We start from the raw sequence: 17138 nt of genomic DNA, 5'->3' as shown, positions 1-17138 counted from the left end.
CCGGATGCAGGTCATACAGTGGAAAGCATGACGAACCCACAACGCGCCGCCGGGCCGTACCCCGGTTCCCGACCCGGCTCACGGCCTGACGCTCGCCCTATGCCCGGCACGGGGTCCCCGGTTCCTACACCGGATACGGACGAGGTGCCCGTGACTACGCGCGTATGGTGTTCGGTCGTTATGGTGCCATTGGCCAGTTTCATGTGCATGGCGCAAACCTCGTTCTTCGCCCAGAATTTTGCGCAGGATTCCGCAGGATACACGCTGATGGTCCTCTGCACCTTGCTGGCATTCCCGGCAGGGTTCCTGCTCTTGGCCCGCAGCGAATACCCGGAGGCGACGTTCTGGATCGCCTGCGCGCTGGTGGTCGTGTTCCCGTTCGATTCGCTGATCGCATTGATGGCGATGACCTCATTGCTCACCCGTCGTTCAAACCGGAACACGACCATCCGCGCCACGGTTGGCGGCACCATCGTGACGCTCATCTCCCAGCTTCGTGACGCCCTGCAACAGCCCAAAGCCTCGATTTGGCATCTGATTTTCGCTCAACCGCATACCGGCGGCGATTCAGGCTCCCCGATGGTGATGCTGGTGGAGGAGCCGACCGTCATCATCGCCGCCACGGTGGCCTCACTGGTGTTCGTGACCATCGCCACGCTCATCGGCCTGCATATCCGTTCGCGCGCCCGCCTGCGCACGGCGAACGCAATGGCCAGCGCGGCCACCACCCATGCCGCGACCCTGCAAACCGATCTGACCAACCAGCAGCTCGCCGACGCCATCGCAGCCGAAGCGCACGACACCCTCGCGCATTCCCTGTCCCTGATGGCCCTGAACGCCAGCGTGCTCAAGGCGGGGGCAGCCAAGCTCGGCGACTCCCCCGAAGCGCAATCGTTGGCGGACAAGGCCGAGGACATCCGTCGGCAGTCGGCCGGGGCATTGGACGAGGCCCACCCGATCATCGACATGCTGCGCAACCCGCACCAGGCATGGGAGCAGCTCGCCCCGTCCGGCGACACATCGCTGACCCGCGAATCGCTGGACGCGCTGATTGCGGACACGCGCAACTCGGGCACGTCGCTCAACACCTGGATCGATATCCAGCAGCTGGGCGTACTGGATGAGTCAATCGGCAAGGTGGCCTACCGCGCGATCCAAGAGGGATTGACGAACGCGCGGCGGCACGCGCCCGGAGCGCCGGTGTCGTTGGAGGTCTCCGCCACACCGCAGGCGGGCGTACATATCCATATCAGCAATCCGATCGCCACGGATGCGACCGAGACGCAGCGGGCCCATGGGGCCGGACTGCCTGGTTTGGCAGCGCGCGTGCACTCGGTCAACGGGCAATGCCGGTATGGGATGGACGATCGGCACCTGTTCCATGTCGACGTGCAACTGCCTTGGCGCAGCTAAGATGACTAGCGTGAGTGAGAAGAACGGGAATAGTGTGTCTGTCGAAACACCCGAACGCGGCGGTCTGGCCGGAAGCGGCACCGGGCCGGGGCCGATCCGGGTCAGCGTCGTCGATGACGATCCGATGATCTGCCAGGCGATGAGCCTGATCCTCAACGATTATTCCCACGGGCGCATCGAAGTCGCCTCCACGTCCACCGATGGCGAGACCTGCGTGAGGCGGGCTGCCGAGGAAAAGCCGGATGTGATGCTGATGGACATCGCCATGCCCGGCGTGGACGGCATCGAGGCGGCCCGTCTGCTGCGCTCGCTCTCCCCCGCGCCGCATGTGCTGATCTTGACCTCGTTGAGTCCGTCCGGCACCGTGGAACGCGCGGTGGAGGCGGGCGCCGAAGGGTTCGTGTCGAAAACCGATGCGGCGGACGATATCATCCGCCGCATCATCGGGGTATGCGAGGGCGCGCCGCAGTTCAACACGGCCAGTCAGAAACAGCTGATCGACGATCTGAGCGTCACGCGGCCGCGTTCGCGTCGCGATGAGGCGCGCGCCCTGCTCGACGCGCTGCCCGACCGCGAGCGCGAGGCCGTGATGCTGGCGGCCGAGGGCTATACGAACGCCGAAATCGCCTCCCGCATGTTCATTTCGGAGCGTACGGCGAAGGCGCATCTTTCCTCCGCGGCGAACAAGCTCGACATGGGCCGCGTGCAGATGGCGCGGCTGGTGGAGCGGGCCGATCTGCCGGCGCGGCTGTAAGTCGTCCGGTTGTTGAGCCGTATCAGTCATAATGGGAATATGAGTGAAGCGATTATTCGAATATTACGTAGGGATGACTATCCGGCGCTGATTGACCTGGTGCGCCGCACCTGGTATGCCGAATTCGATGAGCGGACCGGTCTGCTGGCGGCCGAAGCGGACTGGGAGAACTGTCTGGCGCGCACCACCAACGCGTTCGTCGCCGAACTGGACGGTCAGCCGGTCGCCCTGATCGTGGGGCGCGTCGATGCGCTGGACCATCGGAGCCCGCTCAACTCGCATCGGATCAACTCGTGGAACGCGCTGGCGCGGCTCGTGTTCGCGAAGGGCGGAATCAAGGCCGCCGGCGAGATTCTGGGCATTCTCGGCATCGACAAACGGCTGCGCGCCCAGGCCGCGAGCGCCGGGCATGACTATGCGGCGGAAGTGGTGCTGTTCGTACTTGATCCGGCGGCGCGCGGCCACGGGCTGGGCCGGCGCATGTTCGAGACGCTGATGGACGCGTTCCGCCTGGCCGGCGTACGCGACTACTTCCTGTTCACGGACACCACATGCGATGTCGGGTTCTATGTGCATCGCGGCCTGACGCAGGTGTGCGAGCAGTCACTGCCCGCATCCGTGCCGGGAGAAAACCCGTCTTCGTTCTACTTGTATGAGGGGTCGGTGCCCGAGCCGGCGTGATGTGCCCGCCGTCGGGCAAACACTGGTAGGCTTGAGCACAAGTTGGTATGCCGGCATACCGTCCACAGGCCGGCGACGAAGGGGCTGACATGGCAATCAGTGCGAAGGAACTACCACTCGGGAAAGTGTTCACCCCGGATTTCCGGTTCACGATCCCCTCATTCCAGCGGGCCTACATCTGGAAGACCGAGAACATCCTGCAACTGGTAAGCGACTTGGATGACGCCTGCAAGTCGCCCGGTACCCCGTATTTCCTCGGCTCGCTAATTCTGGTGCGCGAGGGCGATAACCGTTACGACGTAATCGACGGGCAGCAGCGGCTGGTATCCCTGTCGATCATCATCGCCGTGTTGCGCGATCTGGAGCGCGACCCGGACCTCATGCGCCAACTCGATGCCCTGCTGGTGGAGCCCGGCGACAAGCTGCGCGGCATCGTCACCGAGCCTCGCCTCACGTTGCGCGAGCGCGACGCAGCGTTCTTCCGCGAACACGTGCAGGAAGACAATCTCGAATCCGTGTTCGATATGAACGACGATGATCTGGCGACCGCAGCGCAACGCAATATCGTAGCCAACATCCGTAAGACGTACGACGAGATTTCCAATTGGTCGGATGCCGAACGCCAGCAATTCGCGCAGTATCTGGTCAACGAGGTGACGCTGGTCATCGTGACCACCGACGATCTCGACGGCGCGCATCGCATCTTCGACGTGATGAACATGCGCGGCCTGCCGCTCACCCCGTCCGACGTGTTCAAGGCGCGCGCTACGGCCGGCCTGTCGACCGCCGAACTTGACGTATACGCCGCCCGTTGGGATGACATCATTGACCCGATTGGCGACGATCCGCATGACTGTGAGGAATTCTTCGCCTATCTGCATCTCGTGCTCACGCACAAGTCGGCCACCAACAAGCTCATCGAGGATTTCCTGGCCGACGTGCTGCAACCGTACATCGACAAAGGCACGGTGCCCACGTTCATCAACCAGGTGCTGGCACCCTACGCGATGGCGTGGCGGATCATCGCACGCCCCAGCGATACCGTACTGCCCGCCGGGGTGCGTAGCCGGCTTGAGGGATTGGATGATTACCGCAGCCACGAATGGAAGCCCGTGGCCATGTGGGCGTTGGTCAATTCGTATCGCGGGCTGGGCGACGCCGATTTGTCGCCGTTTGTGGTTCGTGCCTCGCGTATCGCCAGAACCACGGCCACGCTGGAATCGTTGGGTGCCCATGACGAGCGTCGGCTGCTGGAAATTCTGACCGCATTGGAACAGGTGACCGGCATCCGCACGCTGAATCGCACTGGAGCGTTGGAGCGGCGCGGTTATGCGAACGCCGCCATCCGTGATCTTGACAAGGGCTATCTGGTCCAGCGCGTGAACGGGTTGCATGTCTCGGACGGCGACCGTGAAGGCGCATTGGTCCGTTTGCATGGCGAGATGCAGGGTGACGGCGATTTGGTCCGTCTGCTGCTGATTCGCGCCAACGAGCAGAAGGCCGGCATGCAGTTGGATCGACCACGCCGGTTCAGTGCGCTGCCGATTATGCCGTTGGATATCGAACGGTCGAAATCGTTTGCGGACTGTCCGCAGGATCAGCATGATTTCTGGATGTACCGACTCGGCAATATGGCGCTGGTGCAGGGCCCTGAGGATCAGTTGGACAGGTTGAGTGAATATCCGGCACGTCGCGACCGCATGCTGTTGCGCGCGGATTCACGTCGTTTCCCGCTGACCAATCAGTTGAAGGATTTCGCTGACTGCACACCTGCCCTGCTGGAAGCGCGGCAGGAAGAGGCGGTCCGACTCATCGTGGAATACTGGGGCATCCGGTATGACAAGGACGCCCGCGATCTGACCAAGCAGAATGTCGATGAGTTGTCGAAGACCTCTCCACGGCCGTCTCATAGTTCGCGGCGCGTCACGATCCGGCAAGTGATTGACGCGGGTCTGCTGGTGCCGGGCGAGCGTCTGGTGTGGGAGCGGCCGCGCAAGGGCGAGCGCTGGTTCGCCACGGTCACCGAAAACGGTCGTCTCCGTCTGGATGAAGGCTCCGAATATCCGACTCCGACCGCCGCGGCCCGTGCCGCCGCCGGAGGACGTCGCGGCGGTGGTCTGGACGTGTGGAAGCGCACGCGCAACGGTCAGAAGCTCAGCGACATCTGGAAGCAGTTCCGTCTGCAGGCGCAGTAGCCGGCACATCATTGGTGGCTCCCCTCCGTGAGGGGAGCCACACGCTTGTCTATGCCAGCGCCGCCACGATTTCAGCCGGTGTTTTGCAATATTCGGGAAAATGCTTAGCTAGTTTTTTGTCATACGTCACCACATAGGTGGCCCCGGATCGTTGTGCGGCGGCGATAATAAGGTCATCCTCGAAATCGTTATGCGCGTGCCGCAACGACTGCGCCAATTCACATTCCTCCGCGCCAATCGGCACGATTGTCATGAGCTCCTTGAGTTTGCTGATTCCCGACCATGCCACCTCCGGCAATATCAGCTTGGCGGTGGTCGCAACGACCATGGATTCGTCATTCATGAATCGTTCTTTGAATCGTTCCGGGGTGATGTAGAATACGTCCTTCAGTGACAGTGACGCACAGGACAGCTTTACCTCCCGCTCAACGCATCGCTCGAACAGTTTCATGACATCCTTGATGAACCGCGGCGTACAGAGCATGTAATAGATAAGGATATTGGTGTCGCACAAGATCGACACCTGCTTTGACTGCCTCATGACAGACTCCGCTCCTTCTCCAAATAACGCGCATAGTCCGACTGACGCCTGTATTCCTTCAGCCGTTCGTCAGCTATCTCATCGCGGAACTGCTTGTAGGTAAGGCCTTCCATGAGGTCGGTGTCTTCTGAGATCAGTCCGGCCTTGACCAGTTCCTTGTGCACGTATCCGGCACCTTCTCGAATCAGTTTCAGCTTGCGCTGCTTTTCCTTCTCGCGGGCCTGCTCTTCGGCGGTCGTTTCCAATGCCGGCACTTCCTTGCGGTCGGCGATGTACAACCACAGCGACCGGATTACGTCGCTCACCGATACGCCTTTGCCCTTGAGGACTTCTTCGACCTCGTTCTTCAGTTTCGCATCAATGCGAACGTTCATTTGGACCATGGTCATGGCAACCTCCATTCCAAAAATGCTATACAGTATAGCATACTGGCGTGCATGGAAAAGGCCGGTATCCGTTGGTGGATACCGGCCTTGCTCCCCTCAGCCGGCTTCGCTGACAACTCCCCTCAGTGAGGGGAGCCAAAGTGGTTACTTCATGAGGTTGCGCAGCACGTACTGGAGGATGCCGCCGTTACGGTAGTAGTCGGCCTCACCGGGCGTGTCGATGCGGACCACCGCGTCGAACTCGGTCTTGGAGCCGTCCTCGTGGGTGGCGGTGACGTGGACCGTCTTGGGGGTCACGCTCTCGTTGAGCTTCTCGACGCCGGCGATATCGTAGGTCTCGGTGCCGTTGAGGCCCAGAGACTCATAGGATTCGCCTGCCGGGAACTGCAGTGGCAGCACGCCCATGCCGATCAGGTTGGAGCGGTGGATGCGCTCGAAGCTTTCGGTGATCACGGCCTTGACGCCGAGCATCACCGTGCCCTTGGCAGCCCAGTCGCGCGAGGAGCCGGTGCCGTATTCCTTGCCGGCGAGCACCACGAGCGGCACCTTGTTGTCGATGTAGTCGCAGGAGGCTTCGAAGATCGTGGTCGGCTTCTTGGCGAGGAAGTCGTAGGTGAAGCCGCCGGGCGTCACCTCTTCGCCTACGGAGGCGAGCAGCTGGTTGCGCAGGCGGATGTTGCCGAACGTACCACGCACCATGATCTCGTGGTTGCCTCGGCGAGAACCGTAGGAGTTGAAGTTCTTCGGCTCCACGCCGCGCTCGGTCAGGTACTTGCCGGCCGGGCTGGAGGCCTTGAACGCGCCTGCCGGGGAGATGTGGTCGGTGGTGACCGAGTCGCCCAGGAGGGCCAGCACGCGGGCGCCATGGATGTCGGCGACCGAGTCCGGCGTGGCCTTCATGCCGTCGAAGAAGGTCTGCTTGCGCACGTAGGTGGACTTGTCGTTCCACGCGAACAGCTCGCCTTCCGGCACGTCGAGGCCCTTCCAGCGGTGGTCGCCGTCGAACACGGAGGCGTAGTCCTTGAGGAACATCTCGCGGCTCACGGTGCCGTCGACCACGGCGGCCACCTCGGAGTTGGTGGGCCAGATATCCTTCAAGTACACGTCATTGCCGTCCGCGTCGGTGCCGAGCGGTTGGGTTTCGAAGTCGAAGTCCATCGTGCCGGCGAGCGCGTAGGCGATGACCAGCGGCGGGGAGGCCAGGTAGTTCATCTTGACGTCTGGGCTGATGCGGCCTTCGAAGTTGCGGTTGCCGGAGAGCACGGCGGTGACGGTCAGGTCGTTGGCGTTGATCGCCTCGGAGATCTCGGGCAGCAGCGGGCCGGAGTTGCCGATGCAGGTGGCGCAGCCGAAGCCGACGGGCTGGTAGCCGAGTGCATCGAGGTCGTCCTGCAGACCGGCGGCCTTCAGATAGTCGGCCACGACCTGCGAGCCGGGGGCCAGCGAGGTCTTGACCCAAGGCTTGGGCTTAAGGCCCTTGGCATGTGCGTTGCGGGCGATCAGGCCGGCGGCGATCATCACGGACGGGTTGGAAGTGTTGGTGCATGAGGTGATCGAGGCGATGGCCACGTCGCCGTTTTCGATGTCGAAATCACCGCGGAAGTCGGTGGACACGGCCACCGGATCCTTGACGGTTTTCTCGGTCTCGTAGGCGGGAGCGGTCTTCTCGAACATCTCCTTGGCTTCGGAGAGCAGAATGCGGTCCTGCGGGCGCTTCGGGCCAGCGATGGACGGCACCACGGTGCCGAGGTCGAGTTCCTCGTATTCGGAGTACTGCGGTTCCACGTAATCCGGGTCGGAGGCGTCGCCCCACAGCTTGTTGGCCTTGGCGTAGGCTTCGACCAACGCGACCTGTTCTTCGGAGCGGCCGGTCAGGCGCAGGTAGTCGAGCGTGACGTTGTCAATCGGGAAGATGCCGCAGGTGGAGCCGAACTCGGGGCCCATGTTGCCGATGGTGGCGCGGTTGGCCAGCGGCACGGAGGCGATGCCTTCGCCGTAGAATTCCACGAACTTGCCGACCACACCGTGCTTGCGGAGCATGTCGGTGATGGTCAGGACCACATCGGTGGCGGTAACGCCCTCCGGGATGGAGCCGGTGAGCTTGAAGCCGACCACGCGCGGCACGAGCATGGAGATCGGCTGGCCGAGCATGGCGGCCTCGGCTTCAATGCCGCCGACGCCCCAACCGAGCACGCCCAAGCCGTTCTCGGTGGTGGTGTGCGAGTCGGTGCCCACGCAGGAGTCGAGGTAGGCGAGCGTGTTGCCGTTGGCCTCGGCCTTGCTCATGACCACCTTGGCCAAGTATTCGATGTTGACCTGGTGGATAATGCCGGTTCCCGGCGGCACCACGCGGAAGTTCTTGAATGCCTGCTGACCCCAGCGCAGGAACTGGTAGCGTTCACCGTTGCGCTGGTATTCGATGTCCATGTTCTGCTGGACCGCGTCGGCGATGCCGTACTTGTCGATCTGCACAGAGTGGTCGATGACCATATCGGACTGGACCTGCGGGTTGATGACCTCCGGGTCGCCGCCGAGGTCCTTGACCGCGTCACGCATGGTGGCGAGGTCCACGATGCAGGGCACGCCAGTGAAGTCCTGCATGATCACGCGGGACGGCGTGAACTGGATCTCGTGGCTGGGTTCGGCGTTCGGATCCCAGTCGAGCAGGGTCTTGACGTGCTCATCGGTGATGTTGGCACCGTCGATGTTGCGAACCAAATTCTCGACCAGTACCTTCAGCGAGTACGGCAGATAATCGATGCTGTCAAGATTGGCGATGTTGTAGTAATCGAAGTCCTTGCCGGCTGCCTTCAAGGTCGCCAGCTGGTCGTCGCGTAAGGACATGCTTCCTCCGAAATCATGAATCGGCTTATGATGCCGTTGATTATCCGCTACAAATGGTACGGGTACGTTACTTTGGCTCTGGCGTGTCGGCTTGAAGTGTGAGACAATTCGCCGCTATTAGATATTGAAACCGTGCTGGCGCAGTAGATTGCCGAATATTCTGCCGACCAGCGGAGCCAGCCATAGACAGATCACGAAAATCATGGCCGCGCCGCCCAACGCAATCAGCGTGGCCACCAACGTAGTGCCGGTAGGCAGAATCAGCGCGAAGAAGTTCGCCACGAACGGGATGAACGCGCCGATGATGCCGGCCGCCGCGAACCCCGCGACCAGCGCACCTCGCCAGCTGTTGAGCGGCCGTGCCACGCGGGCCAGCACAAACACGCCCATCAAAAACAGAATAATGGCACTGGTGGCGCGCAAAGCCGACAGATCGGCGTCATTGTTCACCACATCCCAGCCCATGACGTTCGGCAGGGTCCATGAAGCCAGCAACACCGACAGCGCGGTGGCGATGCCGCCCGGCAGCGCGAACGTGACCACGCGCTTGAGGAATCCCGGAATATAGCGGCGCGTGTTCGGCGCGAGCGCCAGAATGAACGCGGGCATGCCGATGGTGAGAGCGCCGATATAGGTGATATGGCGCGGCAGGTATGGGTATGGGATTTGCGTCAGCACTACGCCGAGCGAGATCAGCGCGGAGTACACGGTTTTGACGAGGAACAGGCTGGCCACGCGCTCCATATTGGCCATGACCTGACGGCCTCGCGCCACGACGTCCGGCAGGTGCGAGAACTTCGAATCCACCAGCACCACCTGGGCCACGGCCTTGGTGGCGGGTGCCGCATTGCCCATGGCGACGCCGAGGTCCGCCTCCTTGATGGCGAGCGCGTCGTTGACGCCATCGCCGGTCATGGCCACCACGTGGTTCTGCGTGTGCAGCGCTTGCACTATGGCCCTCTTCTGGTCGGGCAGCACGCGGCCGAGCACATCGACGTTTTCGAGCACGCGGGCCAGTTCGTTCACGTCCTCGGGCAGTTCGCGCGCGTCCATCGCCACCGGCTCATGATCGCCGGTGAGTTTCACTCTGCGGGCGATGGCACCCACGGTCACTGGATTGTCGCCGGAAATCACACGACAGCGCACGCCCTGCTCACGGAACCAAGCGAGCGTCCGCTCGGCGTCCTCGCGAATCTTCTCAGAGCACAACACCAACGCCACCGGCTCAGCCTGCACATCCAGTTGCGGGTCGTCCGAGACATTGGCTCCCTCAACTGCTTCCCTCAGTCGCTTTTGGCGACAGCTCCCCTCGGAGAGGGGAGCCAGCTCGCTCTTCTCGGCTCCCCTCTCCGAGGGGAGCTGTCCGCGAAGCGGACCGAGGGGAGCTGTAGACCGCGCAACCAGCAACACACGGTTGCCGTCATTGGCATACTCGTTAACCTGCTGCAACACCGACGAATAGTCACCCTCAAGCGCAGAAATAATCACCTCCGGCGCACCCATATACCAGGTCTCGCCGGATTTACGCACCGCACTCCATTTGCGCGCTGAAGAGAACGGGACACGAGACTCAACCGCGCCTGCCCCATAGCCTTGGGCCTTGAGCCCGGCGAGTACGGCTTGGCCGGTGCCGTTGGGCTGCTCTTCGTTGCAGCAGTCGTAGAGGGCCTGCGTGGCTGCCTGTTCCGCAGCCGCATTGGCGGAGCCGAGCATCACGAGCTGGTTGAAGGCGATGCCGCCATCGGTGATCGTACCGGTTTTATCGAGGTTCAGCGCGTCCACGCGAGCCAGTGTCTCCACGGATTCGAGCTCCTGCACCAGCGTATTGTGACGGGCGAGACGCATGGCGGCCACCGCGAAGTTCAGCGAAGTCAGCAGCACCAAGCCTTCGGGAATCATGCCCACCACGCCGGCGACCGCGGAGACCACGGCTTGCCGCCATTCGCCGGTGGAGAGTGCCATGCCCCAACCGCCGACCGTATGAATCTGCGAAAGAATCAGCAGAATGCACAGTGGCACCACGAGGAAGGTCATGAATTTCAGAATCGTGTTGATGCCCTTGTTCAGGTCGGACACGGTTTTCTTGTATACCTTGGCCTGCGCGGTAAGCGTGGCGGCGTAGGAATGGCTGCCGACCGCATTGACCTTGACCAATGCCATGCCGGAGACCGCGGTGGCGCCGGAATACACCTGCTCCCCCACCTTGTGGCGCACGGTACGCGATTCGCCGGTGAGCATGGACTCGTCAAGCTCCAGTCCCCAGGTCTGGATGATCTGCCCGTCGGCCGGCACCTGTTCGCCGGCACGAATCCATAACAAGTCGTCAAGCACGATTTCGTTATGAGATACCTCGATATCCTCGCCATCGCGACGCACGAGGAATTCGGAGGCCACAAGGATGGAAAGCTTATCCAACGTGCGCTTGGCCCTGAGTTCGGTGCCGATGCCGATGCCCGTGTTGATGATGATGACGAAACCGAACACCGCGTCCCTCCAGGAACCGGTGATCAGCACCAGTACCATCGCGGCGAAGATGATGCCGTTGAACAGCGTGAATACGTTGGCTCGCACGATGTCTTGGACCGAACGCGAGGTGGAGGTTTTCACCGCATTCGATTGGCCACTTTCGATACGTTGCACCACTTCTTTGGGGGTAAGACCAGTTGCTCCGATCTCAGGCATTTCCACGGCTGTTGTTGCACTCATATTCTCCAGCCTACCGTGTCTTGTTTCGCAATCCACTAAGGCTCAGGGATGATTCAGGGTGCTTTCTCAGCTTCAAGGGCCTGATTCAGCTCAGGAAACGGTGACTTTGATCTCGCGTTCGTGGGGTTCGTCGCACGTGATGGTGAGCACGGCGTCAGTAATAGTCATTGGCTTGGTATTGGCAGTGTCGCCAGAATCGGCACTGTTGGTGTCGAGGTGAAGGATGACGGCGTACAGCAGTTCATCTTCGGGCGCATGCTTTGGATCAATGAGAGCGACTGGAATACCGGCTTCACGCGCATTGGTCAACGTCTGGTTCCAGCTCTCCCGGTTGGCGTCGGTAACGTCGATGCCGCTGATAATCACGATTTTGACCGCGCGAGCCACGAAATCGGCAACACCCTGCTGTGCGGTGGTCGCATTCTTGTCGACGCCAGTATGAGCATCCGTACTATCGGCACTGTTTTCGTTGGTATTGCCAGTGTCAGAAGATTCGGTTTCACCGGATACACCATCAGTTGCGTTTGCCGAGCTTGCGGATGTTTCGAGCGATGCGTAGTACACATTGAGTTTGTCATCAGACAGCGCATTGATGGCGGACTTGTCTGCGGCGGTATCAGTCGAGCCCACAAAGCCGACTGTGACATCCGTGGGATGCGTGGAATCGTGGGCGACTTCCGGCATGCTGTCTTGGGTATCGCCGACCGCCCTACCGGTCGGCGTGCAGGCGGCCAGGGACAACACAGCCGCCATGCAGGCCAGCAATCCGAGAATTCGTCGTGTCATATGCTCACCTGTCAGCGGGTAAACAGGGCCACCGTCTCATCTGTATTTTCCGTAACCCGAAAATATTTGTTGCCGACCTGCTTATCCGGCGCTTTGAAGTTTCCATCTTCCTGTCTGTCGACTTCCAGCGTCCTCTTGTCGCCGTATATCATCGACAGCTTGAAGCGAATCCTGCTGACGATTCCCTCGCCATGCTTCCAGTCGGCATCCGGCAAAATCTCTATCGTGTCGATAAGCTCAGCGTAAAGCCGTCTGCGCGTCTCCTTGTCCACCTTGCCAATTGCCTTGCCGAACTCCGTAAGGAACAGCTTCACTTCTTCCACGGTTGCCTCGCCTTCGCGTGCGCCGTCAAGACGCCTCCGCGCCTCATCAAGCTTTCGCTCGGCATCGTCGATTTGCTCATAGAGCTTGTCCTGCCTATCCTGCAAGTTCCTGTACTTGCGCTCATAGGCTGGCTCCGTGCCGTCCATAGCATCCATCGTCGCAGACAATGACCTGATGGCTGTTATGACATCATCAATCTCCTTATCGATAAGCTCCTGCCTGTACTGCTTCGCGAACGTGCAATCCGGCCCGAACGCCTTCTTGCTGTACTTGCAGCTGTAAGCGTGGGTCTCCTTGCCGAGGCTCCCGTCCTTCTTGACCTTGCCCCCCGTGTTGGTCGCTATCATCTTGCGGCCGCAGACTGGGCACCCGAGCAGGTTCACGTGGTCGGTACGCTTGCGCGGGAACGGCGTGGACTCCGCCTCGCGTCGCTTCTGCGCCTCCTCGAACAGCTCGGACGACACTATCGCCTCGTGCTGTTTCTCGCTTATCTGCCAGTCTTCTCTGTCTTGCCTTACGGGGTGAAACTCGTTGTTTTCGCCCTCGACCTGCTCCATGCGTCGCCTGTCATAGGCAATCTTGCCTGCATAGACGGGGTTGTCGAGGATGTTCTTGAGCGTCTCCGGGCTAAAGAACACATGCTTTCCGTTGCCTCTCGGCTCCTTCTTGTATCCGTGCTCGTTAAGCCACACGGCTATCTTATGTATGCCGTCCGGGGTGTGGACATATCGGTCGAAGATGATTCTCACGACCTCCGCTTCGTCCTCTTGTATAACAAACTTCCCACTGTCGAGACGGTACCCGAACGGAGCCTGAGCACCGTTCCACAGTCCATTGCGTGCCTTCTGATATCTTCCGGCAGTCGTGTTCTCGCGGATGCTGTCTCGCTCCAAATCGGCAAAGATAGACGCGAACGAGAACATCGTCTCGCCCATTTTGGTTGTGCTGTCGATGCCCTCCTTTATCACGTAAAGGCTCACGTTATAGCTCTTGAGCTTCTGTAATGTCGTAAGAGCATTGGCGGCATTTCTGGCGAAACGGCTCATGTTGTAGACAACGACGTAGTCAATGTCCCTGTTCTTCGCAATATCCGAGAGCATCTGTTGGAACTGTGGCCTGCCCTCGATATTTTTGCCTGATGCCCCCTTCTCTTCCTGATAAATATGGACGAGCGTCATATGCTTGCTCTCGACATAGTTCTTAATCTCATACTCCTGATTTTCGAGGGAATAGCCCAGCTCTGCCTGCATGTCAGTCGAAACGCGGATGTAGCCGACCGCCCTCAGCACCCTCTTCGGCGCTGCCTTTCTTCTTGGCACTTATGAACTTACCCCCTTAAACCAAAGAGGGCAGACAAGCCAATGAGAGGCCGGTCTGCCCTACGTGTAGACATTCGCTTAAGCGTGTTTTCTTCTATAGACGCCCAGACCCACGAGAGTCAAGCCGGCAAGGAGCGTCAGCACCCCTGAAACAGCAAGTCCCGTGACGTCATCACCTGTCTGCGGGAGTTTCTCAACCCTCGTAGCATGCTTACCCGATACATCAGCACGCCCTGGTGTTGCTGGCGATGCATGCCGCGCATCCGATGGCTTGTCCTTGACAGTCACCGTCGCCTTTGCACTCACCGTTGCACCTTGCGAGTCCTTGACTTCGAAGGTGACACTATAGGTGCCTGCAACATTTTTATTGAACCCGCCATTATCAACGACGGTCACCTCGTCCGTAAGGTCGCCGTCCTCTTTGTCAACCGCTTTGACGACAAGGCCCTTCAAATCGAAGTCATCGCCAGCAGTAATGACAGCGTCCTTTACCTCAAGGGTCGGGTTATCGTTGACGACATGGACCTTCATCGTCCTGGATACCTTCGTGCGATCCTGCAGGGTGTAGTGGTAGACGACGGTATATTCTCCAGCATGAGCCATGTTCACGTCTGAAGTGACGTTCAGGTCCGCATAGCCAATGGTCGCGCCGGTGATGGGGTCCTTGCCGCCGAGATAATAGCTCGCCGCGTCGAAGGAATCGTTGACGTGGAGAGTCACTTCCTTCTCAGCGCTGATGACCCTGTGCATGGACACGTAGAAAGCCTGCCCATTAGCGGGAGAAGTCGCATCGCCATCCTCGTCGACGAACATCGCAGTGGCGTTGTGGTTGTAGCGTAGGACGGGCATCACACGCGTGCTGTCGACCTGCGTCACGTACCCGAGCGAGTTTACCCTCGCGTTGATTGGGTCGGTCTTGATGGCATAGTAGCTCGTCGTATCGTTTGTCACCTTGTCCGTAGCGTACCTGTCGACGGTGTCTACTGTGAGCTGGTGCCAGATGGAGAACTTGATGAAGTCCTCGGATGCCTGGGGCATCGCGTCCTGCAGCTCGGGGTCGCTGATAACCTCGTACTTTCCATTGCCCTTGGCGATTGTGCCTAAGACCTTGTCAGTCATGAAGTCGCTGACCTGCTTGTTCCCGCGGACACCAACGAGGTTGAGGGTGATGAACTTATATGGACGAGCCGAGTAGTCTCTTACTTGCAGATTCGTGTAGGTATCCCACGTGGGGTTGCTCTCCACGTACTTGAGCGGAACCCTGAGCTCAGCGGATGCTCCCGCCGGGAGCTGCCCCTGTACGTGAACCTCCTTCAGTGTGCTCCAATCTGGCGACGCCGTGCCGTTGAGCACGTCTTGACGTGCCACATTCGTGCCATCGGTGAAGTAGTAGCGGATTGGCAGAGAGGCATCCACGCTCGTGCCAAGCAGGTCGCCGGAGATACGGGTGGTGTCGACCTTCAGCTCATTGTGCTTCTTCGTTCCGTCCAACACGTTGGCCATGTAGATGTATAGGCTCACGTTCTTCTGCGTGTTGTCCGTGTTCTTCAGGCTGACGTGATACACCATGTCATTCGCCCTGTCGATGTCGAAGATGTCAGCTCCGTTGGCTGCAGAACTTGAAAGCATGTCGCCCGTGTCCACGCCCGCGTACATGTTCGTGCTGCCGTTCGAGGAGCGGTCGCCGTTCGAGGTCACGTAGTTGCAGAACTCATAGCCGTTGTTCGTCGTAACCTCGGTGCCGTTCGTGCGCACCTCGTTAGGGTAGATTGTCTTTAATGACTCTGCTGCATAAGCCGTTGATGCAAGTCCGGCGCTCATGCAAAGCGTTAGGACTGTGGCTAGTAACACTCTAACTTTCTTCATTTCACATTCCTCTCTTCATCATTATAAATGATAAATGAGCGCTTGACAACAGAAGACGACCCTGAGACCGTGTTTGCTGTCCTGATGGAGGAGTGGGGATAGTTAGAGGCTTCTAGGCAGAATGGGTGGTGCCTTAAACCATTGCCGTTTTGCGAAGGAACCTCCGATGTCCAAGAGTACCAATGTCAGTGTTTCCATGAGCCCGTCGTGCGCGAGGGCGTGGCGCAGGCTGGAGCGGTCGTTCACAGGCGACGACGAGATCTTCCGATCGCGCGACCATGCGCTGAAGGTGGCCGGCCGGGACTCGAAGTGGCTGCCGGCGATCGCGGGGACGGTCGAGTTCCGCGTGCGCCGCTACCGGAGGCCGGACGGAAGCCCCCGCTACCTGCTGTTCGAGGACACGGGCATCTGCATGCCCAGGGAGAAGGCGAGCCGCGGGCTGAAGGCGTTCGTCGCGTCGATGGCGTGCGAGCAGGCCTACCGTCCGGCGGCCGCGCACGCGGCCGTGTTCTCCCGCGAGCCGGTCAGCCCGGCAGCGGTCAAGGACGCGATCGAGTCATGCGCCGCGCCGCTCACCGCACTGGCGGAGGACGCCAGCCTCAGACGGCTCAACGGCGAAATCGTCGGCACCGAGAGCACCCCGACGCTGTTCATGGAGGCGGACGGCGTGTACTGCCGTCTGCAGCGCACCAAAGCGATGAAACAGGCGAACGCGCCCAAGTGGGCCCAGGTGCGGGACGCGAAGGCCTACGAGGGCAAGGACCCCGACAACGCCAACCGGTGCCGCAACCCGCTCGTGTACGCGGCCGTCGAGGACGGCGTCACGTTCGCGGACCGGCTTGGATTGGCTACAATGTATTGGACTGGTTCATGCGGGACATGACAACGAAGGAGTTGATCATCATGGCCGATCCGAATCGTCCCCGTCATTACGAGGAGGAGTTCAAGAGGCAGATCGTGCAGCTGTGCGAGAACGGCAAGCCGTCGTCGCAGATCAGGGCGGGGTACGGCATCCCGCGTTCCACGCTGCAGCGTTGGGTGCAGGGCATCCGCAACAGCGGCTCGACCAGGGCCGTCGACAACCGCACTCCCGAGGAGAACGAGCTGATCGAATTGCGGAAACGCAACAGGCAGCTGGAGATGGAGGTCGGCGTTTCAGAACAAGCGGCGCCGGTATCCGCGCGAAGGTAGAGGTCATACGGTCCGACGCCGGCCGCTGCCCGATATCGGCGCAGTGCGGGGTCCTGGGCGTTGCCAGGTCGGCCTACTGCTGGATGCTCGAACACCCCGAGGCCGAACGCGCCGACCCTTACGAGAAGGATG

At 60.5% G+C, this 17138-nt stretch carries 12 protein-coding genes and 1 pseudogene; 6 read left to right on the top strand and 7 right to left on the bottom strand.

Annotated features, from left to right (window positions below; all coding sequences use genetic code 11):
• The first annotated feature begins 180 nt into the window (after positions 1-180).
• The 4 genes from ACEUKI_RS06490 to ACEUKI_RS06475 all read left to right on the top strand — a co-directional run bounded on the left by ACEUKI_RS06490 (position 181) and on the right by ACEUKI_RS06475 (position 5043).
• The gene (locus ACEUKI_RS06490; protein ID WP_179133425.1) at positions 181-1413 is read left to right on the top strand and encodes a sensor histidine kinase; all 1233 of its coding nucleotides are present in this window, start codon (positions 181-183) and stop codon (positions 1411-1413) included.
• Positions 1414-1447: 34 nt separating this feature from the next.
• Positions 1448-2167 carry a response regulator transcription factor gene (locus tag ACEUKI_RS06485; protein WP_080784679.1) on the top strand — a complete coding sequence of 240 codons (720 nt, stop codon included), beginning with the start codon at positions 1448-1450 and terminating at the stop codon, positions 2165-2167.
• Positions 2168-2206: 39 nt separating this feature from the next.
• Entirely contained in the window at positions 2207-2848 is a 642-nt protein-coding gene (locus ACEUKI_RS06480) for a GNAT family N-acetyltransferase (RefSeq protein ID WP_179133374.1), read from the top strand.
• Between the two features lie 89 nt (positions 2849-2937).
• On the top strand, positions 2938-5043 hold the full coding sequence (locus tag ACEUKI_RS06475) for a DUF262 domain-containing protein (protein ID WP_080784675.1): 2106 nt from the start codon (positions 2938-2940) through the stop codon (positions 5041-5043).
• Positions 5044-5092: 49 nt separating this feature from the next.
• On the opposite strand, the gene ACEUKI_RS06470 is transcribed toward ACEUKI_RS06475, so the two are convergent.
• From ACEUKI_RS06470 to ACEUKI_RS06440, 7 genes are all read right to left on the bottom strand, one after another.
• Positions 5093-5584: a type II toxin-antitoxin system VapC family toxin gene (locus ACEUKI_RS06470; protein ID WP_080784674.1), complete on the bottom strand. Its 492-nt coding sequence runs from the start codon at positions 5582-5584 to the stop codon at positions 5093-5095.
• Positions 5581-5973, bottom strand: coding sequence for a type II toxin-antitoxin system RelB/DinJ family antitoxin (locus tag ACEUKI_RS06465; protein WP_080784672.1), 393 nt, complete (start codon positions 5971-5973; stop codon positions 5581-5583). Before ACEUKI_RS06465 ends, ACEUKI_RS06470 begins: the two co-directional genes overlap by 4 nt.
• Positions 5974-6114: 141 nt before the next feature.
• Positions 6115-8814, bottom strand: coding sequence for an aconitate hydratase AcnA (acnA, locus tag ACEUKI_RS06460; protein ID WP_080784670.1), 2700 nt, complete (start codon positions 8812-8814; stop codon positions 6115-6117).
• A 117-nt stretch (positions 8815-8931) separates the two neighbouring features.
• A complete protein-coding gene (locus ACEUKI_RS06455) occupies positions 8932-11520 on the bottom strand; it encodes a cation-translocating P-type ATPase (protein WP_374156626.1) in 2589 nt (862 codons plus the stop codon).
• Between the two features lie 90 nt (positions 11521-11610).
• Positions 11611-12306 carry a hypothetical protein gene (locus ACEUKI_RS06450; RefSeq protein WP_115770048.1) on the bottom strand — a complete coding sequence of 232 codons (696 nt, stop codon included), beginning with the start codon at positions 12304-12306 and terminating at the stop codon, positions 11611-11613.
• A gap of 11 nt (positions 12307-12317) precedes the next feature.
• The gene (locus ACEUKI_RS06445; RefSeq protein WP_374156625.1) at positions 12318-13949 is read right to left on the bottom strand and encodes a recombinase family protein; all 1632 of its coding nucleotides are present in this window, start codon (positions 13947-13949) and stop codon (positions 12318-12320) included.
• Positions 13950-14027: 78 nt separating this feature from the next.
• Positions 14028-15815, bottom strand: coding sequence for an immunoglobulin-like domain-containing protein (locus tag ACEUKI_RS06440; RefSeq protein ID WP_374156624.1), 1788 nt, complete (start codon positions 15813-15815; stop codon positions 14028-14030).
• Between the two features lie 166 nt (positions 15816-15981).
• Between ACEUKI_RS06440 and ACEUKI_RS06435 the strand changes: the two genes are divergently transcribed.
• Both ACEUKI_RS06435 and ACEUKI_RS06430 read left to right on the top strand, forming a co-directional pair.
• Positions 15982-16698 carry a UPF0236 family transposase-like protein gene (locus ACEUKI_RS06435; RefSeq protein ID WP_374156623.1) on the top strand — a complete coding sequence of 239 codons (717 nt, stop codon included), beginning with the start codon at positions 15982-15984 and terminating at the stop codon, positions 16696-16698.
• 20 nt (positions 16699-16718) lie between these two features.
• A pseudogene (locus tag ACEUKI_RS06430) lies at positions 16719-17138 on the top strand (transposase); the annotation flags it as partial.

The organism is Bifidobacterium sp. 2450, from assembly GCF_041900695.1.
GTDB lineage: Bacteria > Actinomycetota > Actinomycetes > Actinomycetales > Bifidobacteriaceae > Bifidobacterium > Bifidobacterium longum.
The sequence above is the reverse complement of the archived record's forward strand: the minus strand, read 5'-3'. Positions and strand labels throughout refer to the sequence as shown.

Bases quoted from the DNA above. Each gene is read 5' to 3' on its own strand.
- ACEUKI_RS06490 (WP_179133425.1), top strand. From the start codon at position 181: ATGGTGCCATTGGCCAGTTTCATGTGCATGGCGCAAACCTCGTTCTTC.
- ACEUKI_RS06435 (WP_374156623.1), top strand. From the start codon at position 15,982: ATGTCCAAGAGTACCAATGTCAGTGTTTCCATGAGCCCGTCGTGCGCG.
- ACEUKI_RS06480 (WP_179133374.1), top strand. From the start codon at position 2,207: ATGAGTGAAGCGATTATTCGAATATTACGTAGGGATGACTATCCGGCG.
- ACEUKI_RS06465 (WP_080784672.1), bottom strand. From the start codon at position 5,973: ATGACCATGGTCCAAATGAACGTTCGCATTGATGCGAAACTGAAGAAC.
- ACEUKI_RS06455 (WP_374156626.1), bottom strand. From the start codon at position 11,520: ATGAGTGCAACAACAGCCGTGGAAATGCCTGAGATCGGAGCAACTGGT.
- ACEUKI_RS06475 (WP_080784675.1), top strand. From the start codon at position 2,938: ATGGCAATCAGTGCGAAGGAACTACCACTCGGGAAAGTGTTCACCCCG.
- ACEUKI_RS06470 (WP_080784674.1), bottom strand. From the start codon at position 5,584: ATGAGGCAGTCAAAGCAGGTGTCGATCTTGTGCGACACCAATATCCTT.
- acnA (WP_080784670.1), bottom strand. From the start codon at position 8,814: ATGTCCTTACGCGACGACCAGCTGGCGACCTTGAAGGCAGCCGGCAAG.
- ACEUKI_RS06440 (WP_374156624.1), bottom strand. From the start codon at position 15,815: ATGAAGAAAGTTAGAGTGTTACTAGCCACAGTCCTAACGCTTTGCATG.
- ACEUKI_RS06450 (WP_115770048.1), bottom strand. From the start codon at position 12,306: ATGACACGACGAATTCTCGGATTGCTGGCCTGCATGGCGGCTGTGTTG.